The organism is Methanosphaera sp. (assembly GCF_022768985.1).
Classification (GTDB): Archaea; Methanobacteriota; Methanobacteria; order Methanobacteriales; family Methanobacteriaceae; genus Methanosphaera.
This window is the reverse complement of sequence record NZ_JALEKL010000001.1, coordinates 92071-110284: the sequence shown is the minus strand read 5'-3', so window position 1 is coordinate 110284 and position 18214 is coordinate 92071. Positions and strand designations below refer to the sequence as shown.

Annotated in this window: 10 protein-coding genes, 1 tRNA gene and 1 other RNA gene; 2 read left to right on the top strand and 10 right to left on the bottom strand. The window is 29.1% G+C overall.

Annotation, left to right across the window (positions count from 1 at the left end; translation table 11 throughout):
- Positions 1-20 precede the first annotated feature (20 nt).
- The 3 genes from MRZ80_RS00515 to MRZ80_RS00505 all read right to left on the bottom strand — a co-directional run bounded on the left by MRZ80_RS00515 (position 21) and on the right by MRZ80_RS00505 (position 3772).
- On the bottom strand, positions 21-482 hold the full coding sequence (locus MRZ80_RS00515) for a MarR family transcriptional regulator (RefSeq protein ID WP_292535149.1): 462 nt from the start codon (positions 480-482) through the stop codon (positions 21-23).
- Between the two features lie 242 nt (positions 483-724).
- Complete coding sequence (locus tag MRZ80_RS00510) at positions 725-2119, bottom strand: MATE family efflux transporter (RefSeq protein WP_292535147.1); 1395 nt, start codon at positions 2117-2119, stop codon at positions 725-727.
- Positions 2120-2392: 273 nt separating this feature from the next.
- Positions 2393-3772, bottom strand: a complete 1380-nt coding sequence (locus tag MRZ80_RS00505; protein WP_292535145.1) for an MATE family efflux transporter — start codon at positions 3770-3772, stop codon at positions 2393-2395.
- Positions 3773-3987: 215 nt separating this feature from the next.
- Here MRZ80_RS00505 and MRZ80_RS00500 point away from each other — a divergent pair, with 215 nt between their 5' ends.
- Complete coding sequence (locus tag MRZ80_RS00500) at positions 3988-5100, top strand: pyridoxal phosphate-dependent aminotransferase (RefSeq protein ID WP_292535143.1); 1113 nt, start codon at positions 3988-3990, stop codon at positions 5098-5100.
- A 44-nt stretch (positions 5101-5144) separates the two neighbouring features.
- On the opposite strand, the gene MRZ80_RS00495 is transcribed toward MRZ80_RS00500, so the two are convergent.
- The 7 genes from MRZ80_RS00495 to MRZ80_RS00465 all read right to left on the bottom strand — a co-directional run bounded on the left by MRZ80_RS00495 (position 5145) and on the right by MRZ80_RS00465 (position 13607).
- Positions 5145-5657: a hypothetical protein gene (locus MRZ80_RS00495; RefSeq protein ID WP_292535141.1), complete on the bottom strand. Its 513-nt coding sequence runs from the start codon at positions 5655-5657 to the stop codon at positions 5145-5147.
- Between the two features lie 188 nt (positions 5658-5845).
- A tRNA-Ser gene (locus MRZ80_RS00490) sits at positions 5846-5929 on the bottom strand.
- 89 nt (positions 5930-6018) lie between these two features.
- Positions 6019-6333, bottom strand: an RNA gene (gene ffs / locus MRZ80_RS00485) — signal recognition particle sRNA.
- 178 nt (positions 6334-6511) lie between these two features.
- On the bottom strand, positions 6512-8413 hold the full coding sequence (locus MRZ80_RS00480) for an OB-fold nucleic acid binding domain-containing protein (protein WP_292535139.1): 1902 nt from the start codon (positions 8411-8413) through the stop codon (positions 6512-6514).
- Positions 8414-8821: 408 nt separating this feature from the next.
- Positions 8822-9469 (bottom strand): endonuclease III, encoded by a 648-nt coding sequence (gene nth / locus MRZ80_RS00475; protein ID WP_292535137.1) that lies wholly within the window; start codon positions 9467-9469, stop codon positions 8822-8824.
- A 17-nt stretch (positions 9470-9486) separates the two neighbouring features.
- Complete coding sequence (gene aroA / locus MRZ80_RS00470; protein WP_292535135.1) at positions 9487-10764, bottom strand: 3-phosphoshikimate 1-carboxyvinyltransferase; 1278 nt, start codon at positions 10762-10764, stop codon at positions 9487-9489.
- 206 nt (positions 10765-10970) lie between these two features.
- Positions 10971-13607, bottom strand: a complete 2637-nt coding sequence (locus tag MRZ80_RS00465; protein ID WP_292535133.1) for a valine--tRNA ligase — start codon at positions 13605-13607, stop codon at positions 10971-10973.
- A 1386-nt stretch (positions 13608-14993) separates the two neighbouring features.
- Here MRZ80_RS00465 and MRZ80_RS00460 point away from each other — a divergent pair.
- Positions 14994-18206 carry a hypothetical protein gene (locus MRZ80_RS00460; RefSeq protein WP_292535132.1) on the top strand — a complete coding sequence of 1071 codons (3213 nt, stop codon included), beginning with the start codon at positions 14994-14996 and terminating at the stop codon, positions 18204-18206.
- Positions 18207-18214 lie beyond the last annotated feature (8 nt).

Genomic DNA, 18214 nt, shown 5'->3' with positions numbered 1-18214 from the left:
CTCATTTTTTGTATTCTAAATTATTTTATTATATCTTTTATTTTAAATGATTTTAATGCTATTTTTTTTAATATTTTCTTTAAGTTTTCTTTTTCAGTTGTATCAAGTTCACGTATTACTTCTGCTTCCCATTTTTCCTCTAAGTCTTGCATAAATATTGCAACTTCATGTCCTCTGGGTGTTAGTGATACATATTTTTTTCGTCTGTTGTTATCATCAACTTCTCTTTGTATAAATCCTTTATCTTCCAGTTTTCGTACACTTCTTGCTATTGTTCCTTCTGTTAGGTAGAATTCTCCGGCAAGTTCATGTTGTGTTATGTTACCATCAAAGTGTAGTTTCATAAGTAGTGGAAATTCACTTGCTGATAGATTATATGGCTTTAGTACTTGATTCATCCATATGTTATGTTGTCTTATTGTTGTTGAAAAAAGAAAACTTACATGTAGGTTATTTTCATCTTTTTCATTTATATTTTTCATTTTATCACTTTAAAGAAAATTTTTGGTTATTATATTATTTATATATTAAAACACCACTTTTTTAGATAAAAAATATTCATTATTATTTTTATATTTATATTTTTTCTATCTTTTATTTTATTGTAATATTTTATTTTCTACTACTAATGTGTAATTTATTAAATTATCTATAACTTAGTAAAAAATAGTAGTTTTTTTTAAAAAAATAAAAAGAGTGGATTTGGGTGGTTAAATTGAGTTATTTAGCATTCATCTGGTGCTTTTCCTTCAAATTTTTGAAGTTTATTCATGTAGTATTTAAAGAGTATTGCTGCTACTACTGATCCGAGTACTCCTGCCATACCCATTGATAGATATGCTCCTATTTGTCCCATTCCAAGTACGAATACAAATAAGTATAAAAATACTAGTACAAATACTGCTTCTCTTAGAATTGTAAGTATGAGTGATATTGTTCCTTTTCCTATTCCTTGGAATGTAAATGCACAGCATAATCCTACAGGTACACCAATTAAAAATACAAGTAATACACGTAGTGCTTCAGTTACTAGTGCATTGAGTGATGCTGTTGCTGCTGAATAACTAAATAGCATTGCAATTTGTGGTGCAAAGATTGCCATTAATGCTACAATTACTATTACTATAGACATTGATAGTTTTATTGCATATTTACATACAAATTCAACTCTTTTAAAGTCACGTGCTCCATATGCTACTCCTGCAACTGTAATTGCTGCTGTTGCAATTCCTACTGGGAACATCATTCCTACCTGTATTATACTAAATGCTGCTGTGAATGCTGCAATTACATCTGTTGATGCTACCATTGCAAGTACTGCATTCATTACAATTGATATGAGTGAGATAATTACTTGTTCTACACTTCCTGGTACTGCTACTGCAATGATTTCTTTGATAATTTTTGGACTGAATTTAAATTGGTCACGTCCTACATCAACATATGTATCTTTTTTAACTAAAATCCAGTAAAGCATTAGGACTGTTGCAACAAGTGCTGATAATACTGTTGCTATTGCTGCTCCTGCTACTCCTAGATTTAGTACATATATGAATATTGGATCTATTATTATGTTTAATATACCTGTTATTACAAGTGCTTTTGTTGCACGATTTACATCTCCTTCTGCTCTTAGTTGACTTGAAAGTACTCCATTGAATATGAGTGTAAATCCTCCAATAATGATGATTGTTGCATAGTCTGTTGCAAGTTTAAGTACACTTTCTGCTCCCATAAGAAGTAGTAATTGTTTTAGTAGTGGCATGAGTATTATTGGTATTATTATTGATAGTGCCAGGGCTATTAGTATTGAATGTATTGCACTATTTGATGCGTTTTGTTTATCTTTTGCTCCGATGTATCGTGATATGAGGGAGTTTGCTCCTGCTCCAAATCCATTTCCTATTCCACCTATTATGATAAATATTGGTGCTACAAATCCTATTGCAGCTAGTGGATCTGCTCCTAGTCCTGCTACCCATACTCTATCTACCATGTTATATATCATGTTTAGTACAAGTGTAAATATCATAGGCCATGCTATGGTTTTTAGTGCTACTTTTGGATCTCCTCGTATTACATCTACTTTAGTTGTGTCATCATTTTCATTTTGATGCAATCTTTCACCTCTCCTTTTGTTTTATATTTTGTTGTGTTTTTCTCTTTTTTTGTTAAAATAAAAAAAATTATTAGTATTGTAAATATATTTTATTTAATTTGTTTTTTGAAAAATTTCAATATTTATTTAAAATTACTTAAAATAATTATAATTGTAAATACAATTATTTAATATGTAAATAGTTGCATATGCAACTGTTGTTAGTAATAGTTAATTAAGTTATAATATATAAAAGTTACTACTAAAAAAAATATAAAAAAAAGAAGAAAAAAATTAAATTGAAGCTCCCTCAAAGGCTTCAATTTTTCTGATATAATACTTAAATGCTACAATTGCAACAATACCACCCATAAGACCACCAAGAGTCATACAAAGATAAACACCAATAGCACCAAGATGCATCACATCAACAAGAATAAATAATGCAATAAGAACAAATACAACCTCACGAAGAATTGTTAAGATAAGTGAAATCATACCACGTCCAATAGCCTGAAATACAAATGCACAACAAATACCTGCAGGAACAGTTAATATAAACAATGCAAGAATTCTTAAAACATCACAAACTAATCCATTAAATGCACCAGGAGATGAATATGAAAAGATCATTGCAATTTGAGGTGCAAAAATTTCAATAACAATAAATACAACAACCACAAGAATCATTGAAAGCTTTATTGAATAATTACACACAAAATCAACACGCCTAATATCACGTGCACCATATGCAACACCTGCAACAGTAATTGCTGCAGTAGCAATACCAAGAGGAATCATCATAGCAATATCAACAATACTCCAAGCTGCAGTATATGCTGCAATAACCTCAGTTGTAGCAATTACTGCAAGAGTAGCATTAATCATAATAGCAACACTTGACATTATAACTTCCTCAACAGTACCAGGAATTGCAACAGAAATAATTTCACGTATAATTGTAGGTGAAAACTTAAAATAACTACCCTCCACATTAACATATGTATCTTTTTTAACTAAAATCCAGTAAAACATAAGAACTGTTGCAACAAGTGCAGATAATATCGTTGCAATAGCAGCACCACGAACTCCAAGATTAAAAGTATAGATAAAAATAGGATCAATAGCCATATTAAGAACACCAGTAATTATAAGAGCACGTGATGCACGCTTAATATCACCTTCAGCCCTTAGCTGACTTGAAAGAATACCATTAAGTACCAATGTAAATGAACCTAAAATAATAATAGTTGCATAATCTGATGCATAAGATAAAACATTACCTGCACCCATCATAACAAGTAAATCACCAAGAAATGGCAAAAGCAAAAGTGGAATTAATATTGATATAACAATACCAATAAGAATCGAATGAATTGCACTATTTGATGCATTATCCTTATCTTTTGCACCAATATATCGTGAAATAACAGAATTTGCACCAGATCCAAAACCATTACCAATACCACTAATCATCATAAAGATAGGTAAAATAAAACCAATAGCAGCAAGAGGACCTGCACCAAGACCTGCAACCCATATTCTATCAACAAGATTATAAACCATGTTAAGAACAAGTGTAAAAATTAATGGCCAGGCAAGCTTTTTAAGTGCAACTTTAGGATCACCACGTATCATTTCAATATTTGAATTACTAGCTTCTACATTCTCCAATATATCACCTGAAAAATAATAGTTTTATAATTTTATAAACTTTTTTTGTGTTTTTAATTTATATCTTTAAGTTAACATTAAAATAATTTTATATATAATTGAAGAAAAAATAAATCTATTTTTATGTAAAAATAAACAAATATAATACTATATTGATTTTAAGAAAAAAAACTATTAAAAAGGAATATAATAAATTTTAAGGAAAGGAATATAACATGCAATATGGAGCACAAAGAGTATCTGATATAAACTTATCACAAGTAAGAAAAATGTTTGAACAAGCATCACCAACAGCAATAAATCTTGCACTTGGAGAACCAGACTTTGACACACCAAAACACATAATAGATGCACTAAAAAATGCACTAGATGAAGGATATACACATTATTCACAAAACAAAGGAGAAGTAAAACTAAGAGAAACAATTGTAGATAAACTAAAAAAAGACAATAACATCAACACAACAGCAGATAATGTAATACTAACAGTAGGTGCAAGTGAAGCATTATATTCAACAGTAAATGCACTCATAGATCCAAAAGATGATGTGCTAATACCAGATCCAGGATTTCTATCATACAGGGAAGTTGTAAAAATAGCAGGAGCAAATCCAGTAGCACTAAAAACAAGTGCAGAAAATGGATTTAACACAACACTTGATGATGTAGAAAATACAGTAACAGAAAATACAAAAGCAATGATTATCAACTCACCAGCAAATCCAACAGGATCTGTAATGCCAAAAGATGAAATAAAAGCAATAGCAGAATTTGCAGATGAAAATGATATTATAATAATATCAGATGAAATCTATGAAAAAATCATATATGATAAAAAACACTACAGCTTCCAAGCATATACAGACAATGCAGTTACAATAAATGGATTTTCAAAAGCATATGCAATGACAGGACTAAGAGTAGGATATTTATCTGCATGTAGTGAAATAATAGATGAAGTACTTAAAGTACATCAATATAACGTTGCATGTATTGACACAGCAACACAAATTGCAGCAACAGAAGCATTAACAGGTCCACAACAATGTGTATCTGATATGACAAGTGAGTTTAGAAAAAGACGTGATCTTGTTGTTGATTCATTATATGATATGGGTGTTGAATGTATTCGTCCTGATGGTGCATTTTATGTATTTTTCAAACAAGACAATCCTGATGAATTCATACAAAAAGCATTAAAAGAAGATGTTGTACTTGTAAATGGTAATGCATTTGGAGAAATGGGTGAAGGATATATAAGATTATCCTATGCACAAAGCTATGAAAACCTACAAACTGCAATGGAACGTCTTGCAAAAATAGCATAGATAATCCATACACACCTTTTTTTCTATTTTTTTTACTCTTTTTTTTAATTCCATCCTACAAGCTTATCTGATATTTCACCAAGTTTATGTATTATATCATCTGTAAGAGCTATATTTTCATTGTATGTATCTATTTTATCTTGATATAATGCAACTAGTGGCATACATTCATCAAAAAAGTCACTGTCTATGTATTGTGATCTGTAGAATTTAAGTGTTCTCTGATTTGATGCTAATTGTTTTTTAATATGGGAGATGTACTGGCTTAATGCATCAATTTCTGCTATTGCATCAGATCTTATTTGTACATAGTTCTGGTATACCTCATCAATGTTTTCTTTGAAATAATCTGATAGTTCATCTTCTGTTACTTCAAAATCTTCCATACTTTCTTTGAAGAAATGTACTAGGTTTTCATAAAAATCTGCATATCCCTGTTTTGCTCTTTGAAGTTCTTGTTGTTCTTTTTTTATTAATTCTAGTTGTTTGGTTTCTTCTGCTATTTTTTGTTTAATTTCTTCTTTTGCTTTTAGTAAAAATGTATTTTGATCTGACACTTTAATTTCTCCCCTTTTTTATTGTTTTAGTTTTTAAATTTTATTTTATTCTAATTATTATGTTTATAGTATTGTAAATAAAAAAATTTTCATAAAAATTGTTTGGAAAATAAAATTTATTATTAAGAAATTAAAGTGTAATATTTATATAAAAATTAAAATTAAAAATTAGTTAAAAGTTTTTTAAGCGCCGAGGCCGGGATTCGAACCCGGGTGGAGATCTCTCCAGTGGCTTAGCAGGCCACCGCCGTACCAGGCTGGGCCACCTCGACATTTACAATTGAAAACAAGTATATAATAGTTTATCTATTTTAGTATATATATTTTATGGTTTTAATAATAAAAATACTACCATTTTTTTTAGTAGCATGTAAATGGATGGACATACCTTATAAAGATAAGTTATCTAAATTCGTAACTCCACCCCGCTGATCCCTGAACATCAGCTGTCTAAAACAGAGCTGCTTCTTTCCAGACCTGACCCGTTCAATTAGTTAAGATAGTTGAATTTAACCCTCCAGTTAAACTCCTACCACCACTAATCCCAGGGGACGAAACTTCTACATTACAAAAATAGGCTTAAAATTACTTAATATGCCTCTCCAAATACTTCGGTCGCTCCGTATAGAGGATTTGAGCTTACAAGAGACCACTAACCTCCCGACCTAGCTTATTAGTAATATATATGTTAATATTTATATACTTTGTTGTTATTAACAACATATAAAAAAATTATGAAATCGAATAATAACTGAAAATAATTGCTATAAATCATTAAAAATAGTTAATAAATAATTAAAGAGGTGATTAAGTAAAAAAAGAGGAAAATATGTTTAAAGGTGAGATTATATTAATTAATCTCTATTTAGATCTTTAACCTCTTTAATAAACAATTCTAGAACTTCATCTCTTAAACCTTCAACAAATTTTAGAGAACCTGCAACTTCGTGTCCTCCACCATCAGCTCCTGCCTGTGGAAGTTCTTGTTGTATTTTTGTAATTACATTGTTTAAGTTAAAGTCAAAATCATTTTTAATAACTTCTGTTGCTCTAAGTACAGCAAAATCAGGACCATTTGCAAGTGTCATGATAGGCTGATCTTCACCTTTTTGTTGTACAATCTTATCATGTACATAACCTGTTGTTTTACCAGGTGCAGGATATGTGAATTTATGAGCATATTTTTCAACATCTAATCTGTTAAGTTGAATACCATTATCAAAGAATACTGTTTCAACATTAGGGAATGCTGCTTTAAGTTGAGTGTCAACTCTTTTATCTGATTCTGCCATTAATATGTCAACTAACTCTTCTTGACGTTCTTTTTCTTCAAGACCAAGTAGAGTATTCATAATTCCACGACCATTATTAAATCTTAGGAAGTATGCTTCAAAGTCAACACATGTTGCTATACGATCTAAATCATCACGTGAATAACCTTCTTCTTTTGCAATTTCAAGATACTGGTCAACTTCACTACATTCTGCATGATCACCAACTGCTGCTATTGCAGGGAAATGTCTGATTTTATCACGAATATCAGGATTTATCATACCTGCAAGTTCTACTGCTAGTGCTCCTGCTGTAAGTTGTGAATCTCCACCTACAAGGTATGGATTTACATGTATATCTACATAATCATCAATAAGTGCACGTCCATCTTCAACTTCACCAGGATAGTGATGATCTACAACAACAGATTCAATTCCAAATACTTTTGAATGTCTTAATGCTGCTACATCTTCTTCTGTTGAACCATTATCAAGTAGTACAAGAAGTGGTAGTTTTTGTCCGTGACGTTCTTGATCTTCAAGTGCAAATGATAAATCTTTTACAACATCTTCAAGTTCATAAAATGGTGCTTTACTTGGTGATCTTTTAAAGAAGTGCCATTCTGCATCTGCATCATTACTTTCTTCGCGTAATAATGGAAGTACAGCTTGTTCTACTGCAATACCAGAACATATACCATCAGCATCAGCATGGTGGCGTACAAGAATTGATCTTCCATCATAGATTGCACGTCTAATTGCCTTTGCAGCTTTTGCAAGTTTTGGTCTTAGTTTATCTAGTACTTCACTTTCAATCATTACAGATGTATCTGGTGATTCAGATTTCTTATCTACTGCAAGATCTATAGATTTTCTAAGTTCTTCAGCTTCATCATCATCAAGTTTTTCAATGGATTCTGATTCTATCTGAATTTTACCACTGTGTAGTGATACTTCACCTAGAATTTCTACAACATCATCTACTTCAAGTTCAGGATACATTCTTACACCAGGCTCATTAAATGCTGCAGCCCATGTAATGTCTGTTTCATCACGTACTGTAAAGATTGTAGGTCCACTTGTTTGTTGAATCTGGATGATTTCACCATTAATTGCTATGTTACGACCTATTATATCTTCTGATAAGTCTTCAATTTTTGTCTTTTTAATGTTACGTTTTACTGTAATTGTTTCATAGTCATTACCATATTTGGTTTTGGAATATCCAAGATCTACATCCATCTTACCTTTGTGTGGCTTGATTTCTGATATTTTTACAACAACCTTGTCTCCAACTTTTTCTTTTGGATTACGGGTTCTTAGAAGTCCATATACACTTTTACTTAGACTTACAAAAAATCCATATTTTTCCACTCTAGTAATGACTCCTTCATAGTCACTTCCAATTTCAAGATCTTCAATTTGACATGAAGGATTTAATACATACACGATAGGCTTTGTATATGTATCGTTAGATTTACTCATATTTTAACTCCCGTGTGGTTTGAAATTATTCATTAGATAAAAAAAAAGAATTTTTTCCCAATTTTTTTTATCTTCTATAATTTTACCATTGATTTTAATTATATGTATATGAAAATTTTTTTTTATCTCCATCTAGTATTAAATTAAACTATTTTAAGAGTATTTCTTTTAATTTTCATATAAACTTTTATTTTAAATATTAATTAAAACATTTATTATTTATGTTTCTTTTAATTAAAATAATTAAATAAAATATTTATAAAAACAATTAACTATTAAAAAACTATTAAAATATACTTTAATTGCTAAAAAGAGTTAAAAGGAGGTTATTTTAGTTTTAAAATAAAAAAAATAATAGAAAAAAAGAAAGATGTGAAGAAAATTTGAAAAATTTATTCCTCACACATTTTATGAATTATATAATTTACAAATATCTGTAAATGGACACATATCATGTCTTGGTGATATAGGTTTGCAGATATTCTGACCAAACTGTACCATTAAATCATTAATAGGAATCCAGTACTCCTGGGGTATCATCTCACATAGTACTGCCTCTGTAAGTTCTGGTTCATCAGTTTTAACAAGACCTAGACGATTTGATATTCTGTGAACATGTACATCTACAGGTATTGCATCTTTTTGAAATCCAAATACAAGAACACAGTTTGCAGTTTTACGTCCTACACCTGGAAGTTTAATAAGTTCATCAACAGTATCTGGTACTATACCATCATAGTCTTCAAGTAATATCTGTGATACTTCCTTGATACGTTTTGCTTTTACATTATAGAAACCTGCTGATTTTATGAGTTTTGCAATTTCATCAACTGGTGCATTTGCTATATCTTCCATTGTAGGATATATACTTAGAAGTTCTTCTGTTGCCTTATCTGTATTTTCATCACGTGTTCTCTGGGATAGTATGGTTCGAACAAGTACTTCATATGCTGAAAGATGAGAAAATGTACGTCTTTGAAAGATAGATTCAAGTGTATCTATGATACGTTTTATATCATCAACTGTGAAGTCTCCCATATATTTTTCATAAGTCATTAATTAACACAACCTCTTTATTGTGATATTTTATGCATTACTTCAAGGAAGTTAGGGAATGATATATCATAGCATGCTGCATCTTTTATTGTGATATTTCCAATTTTAAGTCCCAGTACATAAAATGCCATTACCATACGATGATCAAGGTGTGAGTTAACAACTCCTCCTGTTGGATTTCCTTTAATTATTATTCCATCCTGGAATTCCTCTACTTCAACTCCTACATTTTCAAGTTCTATTGCACAGTTATGTACACGGTCTGTTTCTTTAAATCTTGCATGTTCTACACCACTAATTTTTGATGTTCCATCTGCTGCTGCCATTAGTATTGCAACTGTAGGAAGAAGATCTGGTGCATTAGATAGGTTTATGTCAAATGCTCTGAGATTTCCATTACTTTTTATGTGAATGTCCATTTCATTAACATCTACTGTTGCACCCATTTTCTTGATTATGTCAACTATTAGTTTATCTCCCTGCATTGAGTTTTTGTAGAGATTTTTAATTGTTATATCTGACTTCATTAGTGCTGCTGCTGCAATTATGTATGATGCTGATGAGTAATCTCCTTCAATTGTATAGTCTGTACATTCATATTTTTGTGGTTCTATGTAGTATGATGAGTATTCTGGCTCATTTGATGTGTCATATTCAAATTGTATTCCGAACTTTGCCATTACAGAGAGTGTCATTTTAACGTATGGTTTTGATACAAATTTTCCACGTACATTTAATGTTACAGGATTTTTAGAGTATGCTGCTGCCATTAGTATTGATGATATAAATTGACTACTTACATCACCTTTTATGTCTGTTTCTCCACCATCAAATCCACCTTTTACAATTATTGGTGGTGTTCCATTGTTTTGTGCTGAGTATATCATTACACCTAGATTTTCTAGTGCATCTATAAGATCTGCCATTGGTCTTTTTCTTAGTGATTCATCACCTGTAAATACTGTGAAGTTTGCTCTTGGTGCTATTGCTGCAATACTACTTAGTATTCTTATTGATGTTCCTGAGTTTTTAACATCTATTATATCATCTGGTGTTCTTATATATCCTGCTGTTCCTTGTACTATACATTTATCTGGAAATCTCTGGAAAAGTGCTCCAAGTTTTTCACATGCTTCAAGGGTTGCAAGAGTATCTTCTGAATATAGGGGATCACGTAGTACTGATTCACCTTCTGCTAGTGCTGCTGCAATAAAGGCTCTGTGTGAGTAGCTTTTTGATGCTGGTGCTTTTATTGTACCTGTTATTTGGTCAACTTTTTTTACTTCTAAATCCATAACTATCTAAACTCCTAATTATTTATTTATGTTGGATTTTTATTAAAATTATTTTTTTATTAGTGGAAAAATAGAAAAAAATTTTAATTCCTAAAAAAAAGAGAAAAGTTTGAAAAAAAGGGGAAATATGATGTGTATTTGTATTATATTTTTATTTGAAGTTTAATGCTTCAGTTTATATAATACTATTTCCCATTTTTTATTGTTTATTTTTGTACTTCAAGTATTACATTCATGTTTGGTGTTTTTAGTATATCTACAACTTCTCCTGTTTCACTGAGAAGTTCTGATTTTTTGGTGATATGCTCATCTGTAAATCTTATACCATCTACATCTACATATCCATTATCTTCAAGTTGTTGTGCAATAACTGATGCATCAGTTGATTGGATGTAGCTGATAATTTTCTTAGCATCACCTTTAAATTCTGGTCCTATAACACTCATAACAGGTTCTACTTCTATAACTTTCTCTTGTAGGTCTGGTTTTCCTTCAAATACAGCCATATTTTCTACACGATTTGTATTTTTAATATCATCAACTGTAGCTTCTACTTTATCAATATCTTGTGTGTAGATATTTACAGTTGTAAGTGGCTGATTTAGTGCTATTCCATGTGATGATTTATAACGTCTAAGTTCATCTATAATATCAATTGCATAGCTTCCAATAAGTTCTATATCATCTGATATTAATTCTTCATTAATTTCTGGCCATCCACCTATATGAAGATCTTCAGAAGTATTTCCAAGATATCCATTTACACTATCTGCAAAGAACGGTGTAATTGGTGCCATAAGTTTTAGTACTGTTTCTATTGTATGTTTGAGTGTGTATTTTGCATCTGCTGTTGTGTCAAGTTCATCATATAATCTGTATTTTACAGCTTCTATGTATTCATCACAGAAGTCATGCCATACAAAGTCATATATTGCCTGTTCTGCTTTTGCAAAGTTGTATTCTTCAAATGCATTTGTTACTGTTTTATTTAAACGGTTAAGTTTTGAAAGTAGCCATCTGTCTATGATATTATTTGATGTAAGTTCATCTGGTGTTTCATCATCAAGGTTCATGCTGATAAATCTGAATGCATTCCAGAATTTACGTAGGAATTTATATGCATGTTTTATATCTTTCCATCCAAATGGTACATCAGATCCAGGTGTACTGTTTGCAGCCCAGAGTCTTAGTGCATCTGCACCATATTCTTCTATTACTTCCTCTGGTGCAATTACATTTCCTAGTGATTTACTCATTTTATGTCCATCTTCACCAAATACCATACCATTTACCATGATTTCATCAAATGGTTTTTCATCAGTTAATGCATAACATCTAAGAATAGTATAAAATGCCCATGTTCTTATAATGTCATGTCCTTGTGGTCTTAGTGTTGCAGGGTAGATATTTTCCCATCCAGGATTTGGCCAGTCTGCAATTGTAAGTGGTGTAATTGAGCTGTCCATCCATGTATCTAGTACATCTTCTTCTGGTGTGAAGTGTGTACATCCACAGCTACATGCATGATCTGGCTGATCTACTGTTGGATCTACAGGTAGTTGTTCTTCACTTGGAAGTACAACATTGTGACAATCATCACAGTACCATACAGGTATAGGGGTTGCAAAGATTCTTTGTCTTGATATACACCAGTCCCAGTCCATGGAGTTTGTCCAGTTTTCAAGTCTTTGATACATATGTTCTGGTACCCAACGCATAGCTTTTGCCTGTTCTATGATGTCTTCACTCATCTTACTTGCTGCTACAAACCATTGTTTTTTGGTCATTATTTCAATTGGAGTTTTACATCTCCAACATAGTCCTACATTTTGATCTACATCTTCTTGTTTTATTAGATATCCTAGATCTGTAAGATCTTCAATTATTGCAGCACGACATTCTTTTATTGCCATTCCTGAGTATTTTCCTGCAACTTCTTCCATGTTTCCTTTTTCATCAATTGCATTGATAACATCAAGATCATAACGTGTTACCCATTCAACGTCTGTTTTATCCCCAAATGTACAGATCATTACAGCACCTGTACCATATTCTGGGTCTACTGATTCATCAGTTATTACTTTTACTTGACGTTCATATATTGGAAGTGTTAGTGTTTTTCCATGAAGATAGGTGTATCTTTCATCGTCAGGATGTACAACTACTGCTACACATGCACAGAGTAGTTCTGGTCTTGTTGTTGCAATTGTTACATTTCCATCTCCATCTGTTGATGGGAAGTTTACATAGTTTAGTTTTGTTGTATTATCTGAATATTCTACTTCTGCAAATGCTATTGCTGTTTCACAACGTGGACACCAGTTAATTGGGTGAATATCCTGGTATATCATGTCTTGATCATATAATTTAAGGAATGATAGTTGTGTTCTCATCTTATTTTCATCAAGCATGGTGATGTATTCATGATCCCAGTCCTGGGAGTACCCCATTTTCTGCATTTGTATTTGCATTTTTTCAATGTTTTCATGTGTTAGGTCAATACAGTATTTTCTGAATGTTTCACGTGATACATCGTTCTTTTTGATGTCATGTATTTCTTCTACTTTTACCTCAGTTGGTAGTCCATGACAGTCCCATCCTTGTGGAAATAGTACATCATAGTTGTTCATACGTTTATATCTTGCAATTATATCCATGTAAACCCAGTTTAGTACGTGTCCCATGTGAAGTTTACCTGTTGGATATGGTGGTGGTGTATCTATGATGTATGTTGGTTTTGTTCCATCACCAATAAATCTGTAAAGATTCTTTTTCTGCCATAAAGTTTGTAATTCATCTTCCTGACTATGATCATAGTCTTTTGGAATCTCATTATTACTCATTTAATGTATGTCTCCTAAATTATATTGTATAAAAAAGAAAAAGTTGTAATTTTTTTTATGTTTCTTTTTTTGTAAAAAAATTTTAATTATAATATTATTAAAAAATACTACAATTTTATTGTTTTTATTATCTAAGTATTATTTATGTTAAAAATAGAATATAATTTTTTTACTTTTTTTTATTAATTTAAAATAAAAAAAGGTCGTTTATAATATATAAATATTATTTAAACAATTTTTAAATGTGATTAAATTATTTTTTATTTTTATTAGTTTTAACTAAATTTTAGTATGAAAGCTATGAAACATATATAAAGAATGTATTATAATATAATAATTAATAAATTATGTGAAACTAGTAATTTACTAAAATAACTTTAAATATATTATTTTACTTAAATTACTTTTTTTTGATTAATTTATACACTAGATTTGAATTTAAATATGAAAGAAATAAATTTTCTTTTATTTATCATATAATATCATAGCATGAAAAATGCTAATAAATTACGTTATTATGAAAAAATGAGTTAAATTAATAACAAAACAATAATATTCAACTAGTAACATCAGTAAATACAATTTAAACTCAAAAATTAATAATAAAATTGTAATTTATAAAATTTTTTTTGATTTGAATGAAAAATAGTAGTTAAGATACAATCCTAGAGTGATAACTGGGACGTATTTTAATAGTTTATCATCCTATTAGAAAATACTTATTTAAAATTTTAGAATAATACTTAAAAAAATTAAAGGAAAAAAAATATGGAAATCTTTTTCACTACTTTTTAAAGATTTTAACCATATTTTTCTTATTATTTTTTTTAAATACTGGTTTTTTTAAATATAATCTACTTTTTTTTGAATTTTCCAACTTTTAATACTATTTAAACATGAAAACTTTCAAGATTTATATAATCTACATTTTTTTAGTAAATAATTTACAACTACAGCTATTTACTTGTTTTAAATTAAATTAAAGAAATACTAGAAGACCTTTTTTTAAATAGAAATGTTGTTTTATCTTAATTTTTAATATAAAATTACAAATCATATAAATAAAATTATTCAAAAAATTAAACTCCTTTTATTTTTATAAAAATAGAAAATACCCCCCCATTAGTGTTTAAATAAGAATCAATTAGTTATAAATTTAAATAATTAATCTACTTTTAATAAATTTGTTTTTAAAATAAAATTGATAGATAAAAAATAGTATTTTTAAAAAGTAATTGATTAATATTAATATAAAACTAAAAATAAATTATATTATATTATATTAAAATTTTTTTCAATGTATTTAATCTAAAGAAAATTAAGTATTTAATTTGAGCAAAAAATTTTTTTATATGAAAAAATTATTTAATTGGAATGTTAAATATTATGAAACTTGATAGAAGAAGTTTTATTTCTTTTATCTGCATATTATTATTTTTCATAACAATTACAGCAGTAAATGCTCAAAATATAGATAATATTCAAGATGATACAATTTCACATCAAAACAACAGTAGTTATCAAATAAATACAAATGCTGATGTGAAAAACACTACTTTATCATCTGATAAAATTAATAAACAACAGATAAGAGAGATAAAACAAAACAAAAAAGGAGGACATGATGTATCAAGCTATGATGAACTATATAATACGATTGAAGATATAAAAATAAATTCAAATGAAAATGCAGAAACAATAAATCTTAATCCTGGTAATTATAATATTACAAAGACAATTAACTGGGGAAACACTACACACACAACAAAGACACTTACAATAAATGCAAACAATATAATACTAGATGGTAATAAAGCATACAGATTTATAACAGTTACAAATGGATATACACTACATCTTGAAAATATCACAGTAAATAACTGTAGAGCAGAAAATGGTTCTGTAATAATAAATCATGGAAATACAACAATTAACAATTCAAATTTCACAGATAATATCATTGAAAACAGTGAACGCTATGGTAGTGGTATGGTTATAATCAATACAGGATGTATGAATGTTACAAATTCAAATTTCAGAAATAACACAGAATATTGCAATGGTGGAAGTAGTCAGCAATTTGGTGGAGGAGTAGCATATAATCTTGGAAATATGTCTTATAAATCCTCAAATTTCACAGATAATACTGGTCTTACAGGTGGAGTAAACTTCAACTATGGATATATGCTTATTGTTGATTGTAACTTTGATAGAAATAAGGCAATTGTAAATAAAACCTTAAAACGTGGTGGAGAAGGTGGAGTAAACTTTAATCATGGATTTTCAACTATGATAATAAAATCATCAAACTTCACAAATAACCAGGCACGTAGTGGTGGTGTAAATCATAATACTGGAAATATGACAATAATTACTTCAAACTTCCATGGAAATTCTGTAACACGTGAAGGTGGAGTAAACTATAATGATATATCATTAAGTAGTAATGGAACATTAAATATTACAGATTCAAACTTCACAAACAACAATGCAACAACAAGTGGTGGAGTAAACTTTATAATGCGAAATTCAACAGCAATAATTACAAATTCAAACTTCACAAATAACACAGCTATAAAATATGGTGGAGTATTATACATACAAAATGCCACAGTAGATGTGATAAATTCAACATTTACATCAAATGCACAAAATGCTGGTGTTATATATGATTTTCTTGACAAGAAATGTAATATAATAAATTCAACATTTAAAAATAATACTGCAGAAAAATATGGAAGTGCAATTTACAACTATGATAATAATCTTATAATTAATGGATCTACATTTATTGACAACTTTGATTGTTTTAATACAACAATATTTTCAGCAGAACATATTACAATAATAAATACCACAATTAACAATACAATAAAACTTGACTATCCATTTGATATGCTGACAATACACTCACCAATAGTACTTAAAAAAATAGATATGTCTGAACTTGTATCATTCTATCCTGAAGAAAGTAAAATTATTGGAACAATTAATGAAACTAGTAAAGTAGTATCAATAAATTATACATTTAAAACTGCAGGTAGAAATACTGTGAAAATTGAATATCCATCATATAATACATGTGATATTAATGTAGTATATACAACTAAATCTGATGATCTTAAGATCAATATTGATGAAATAGGACAACTTAAAAGATATAGTGATGAAAATATAATAGTTTCAGGAAATATTACAAACAATGGACAACTACTAGATCATGAAATAGAAGCTACAATATTTATTGATGATGGTGCATATGAAAATGTGAAAGTTATAGATGGAAAATTTAATACATCACTTAATATATCATTTTTTGATCCTTCAGAATATAAAATTAGTGTAGTTATTAACAATTTAGATCAAAAGATATGTGAAGATACATACTTTGAGATAATAAGACGTGATTTAACAATTAATATTACACCTAATAGTCCAAAGGTAATGAATATAGTTGACATAAAAGTTGACCTTATTGATGAAGATGGAGGAAAAATAAAAGAAGATGGTGGATTTGTAATTTATAAAATTAATGGTAAAACAATAAAAGATGAAAATGGAAATACATTAAAAACTGAGGTTATAAATTCATCAAGCCGATATAAATATCAACTACCAAACAATATAGGATGTGGAGTATATGATATTGTTGTAACATATATTGGTGATAGATGCTATAATACAACAAAATCAACAGAACAATTTACACTAAAAAGATTAACAATTGAGGATATAAAACTTACAGATATTACAACAAAAGCATATGACATGACAAATATTAACATAGTAGTTAATGATATTAAAGCAAAACAATTAGTTGGAAATACTAAGGTTGTCATTAAGTTAAATAATAAAACATTTACAGATTATACAATGCAAAATGGAGTACTTAATGTTACACTTAATACTGCTAAATTACAGCTTAAAAACTATACATTAACATTTAAATTTGCAAAAAATTCATTCTATGACTATAAAGAGCAAAATATTAATCTTTGCATTGTTGAACGTAATATTAAAATGAATATTGATGTAAATAATCCTAAAACAACACAGAATTTATCTTTAAATGTAACAATTGATGATGCAGGACGTACATTAAATGAGGGATTTGTAATATTTAAAATTAATGGTAAAACATTAAAAGATGAAAATGGTAGAACAATCACAGTTGATGTTAAAAACAATACTGCACAACTAAATTACATTCTAACATCAGCATATAATGCAGGTAGTGTAAATATAAGTGCTCATTACAGGGCTAAAAATTACATCCAGGAAAATCAGACAGTTAAAACAAGTATCATAAAATCAGACCTTGATGATGTTTCAATACAAATTGATACACCAAAAGGTGAAAATACAACACTTAACATTACATTATGTGATGAAGTTGGAAAACAAATTACAACAAACAGTAAAATTGCCATAAAAATTAATGGTAAAACACAAAATACAACAACAATAGTTGATGGTAAAATAAGACTCAACCTTAATACATGTAATATGAAGTCTGGAAATCATACAATTTCCTTAATTGTTGGTGAAAACAGGCTTTATAATATGAAAAGATTTGAAATACCATTAACAATAAAATAATATAAAAA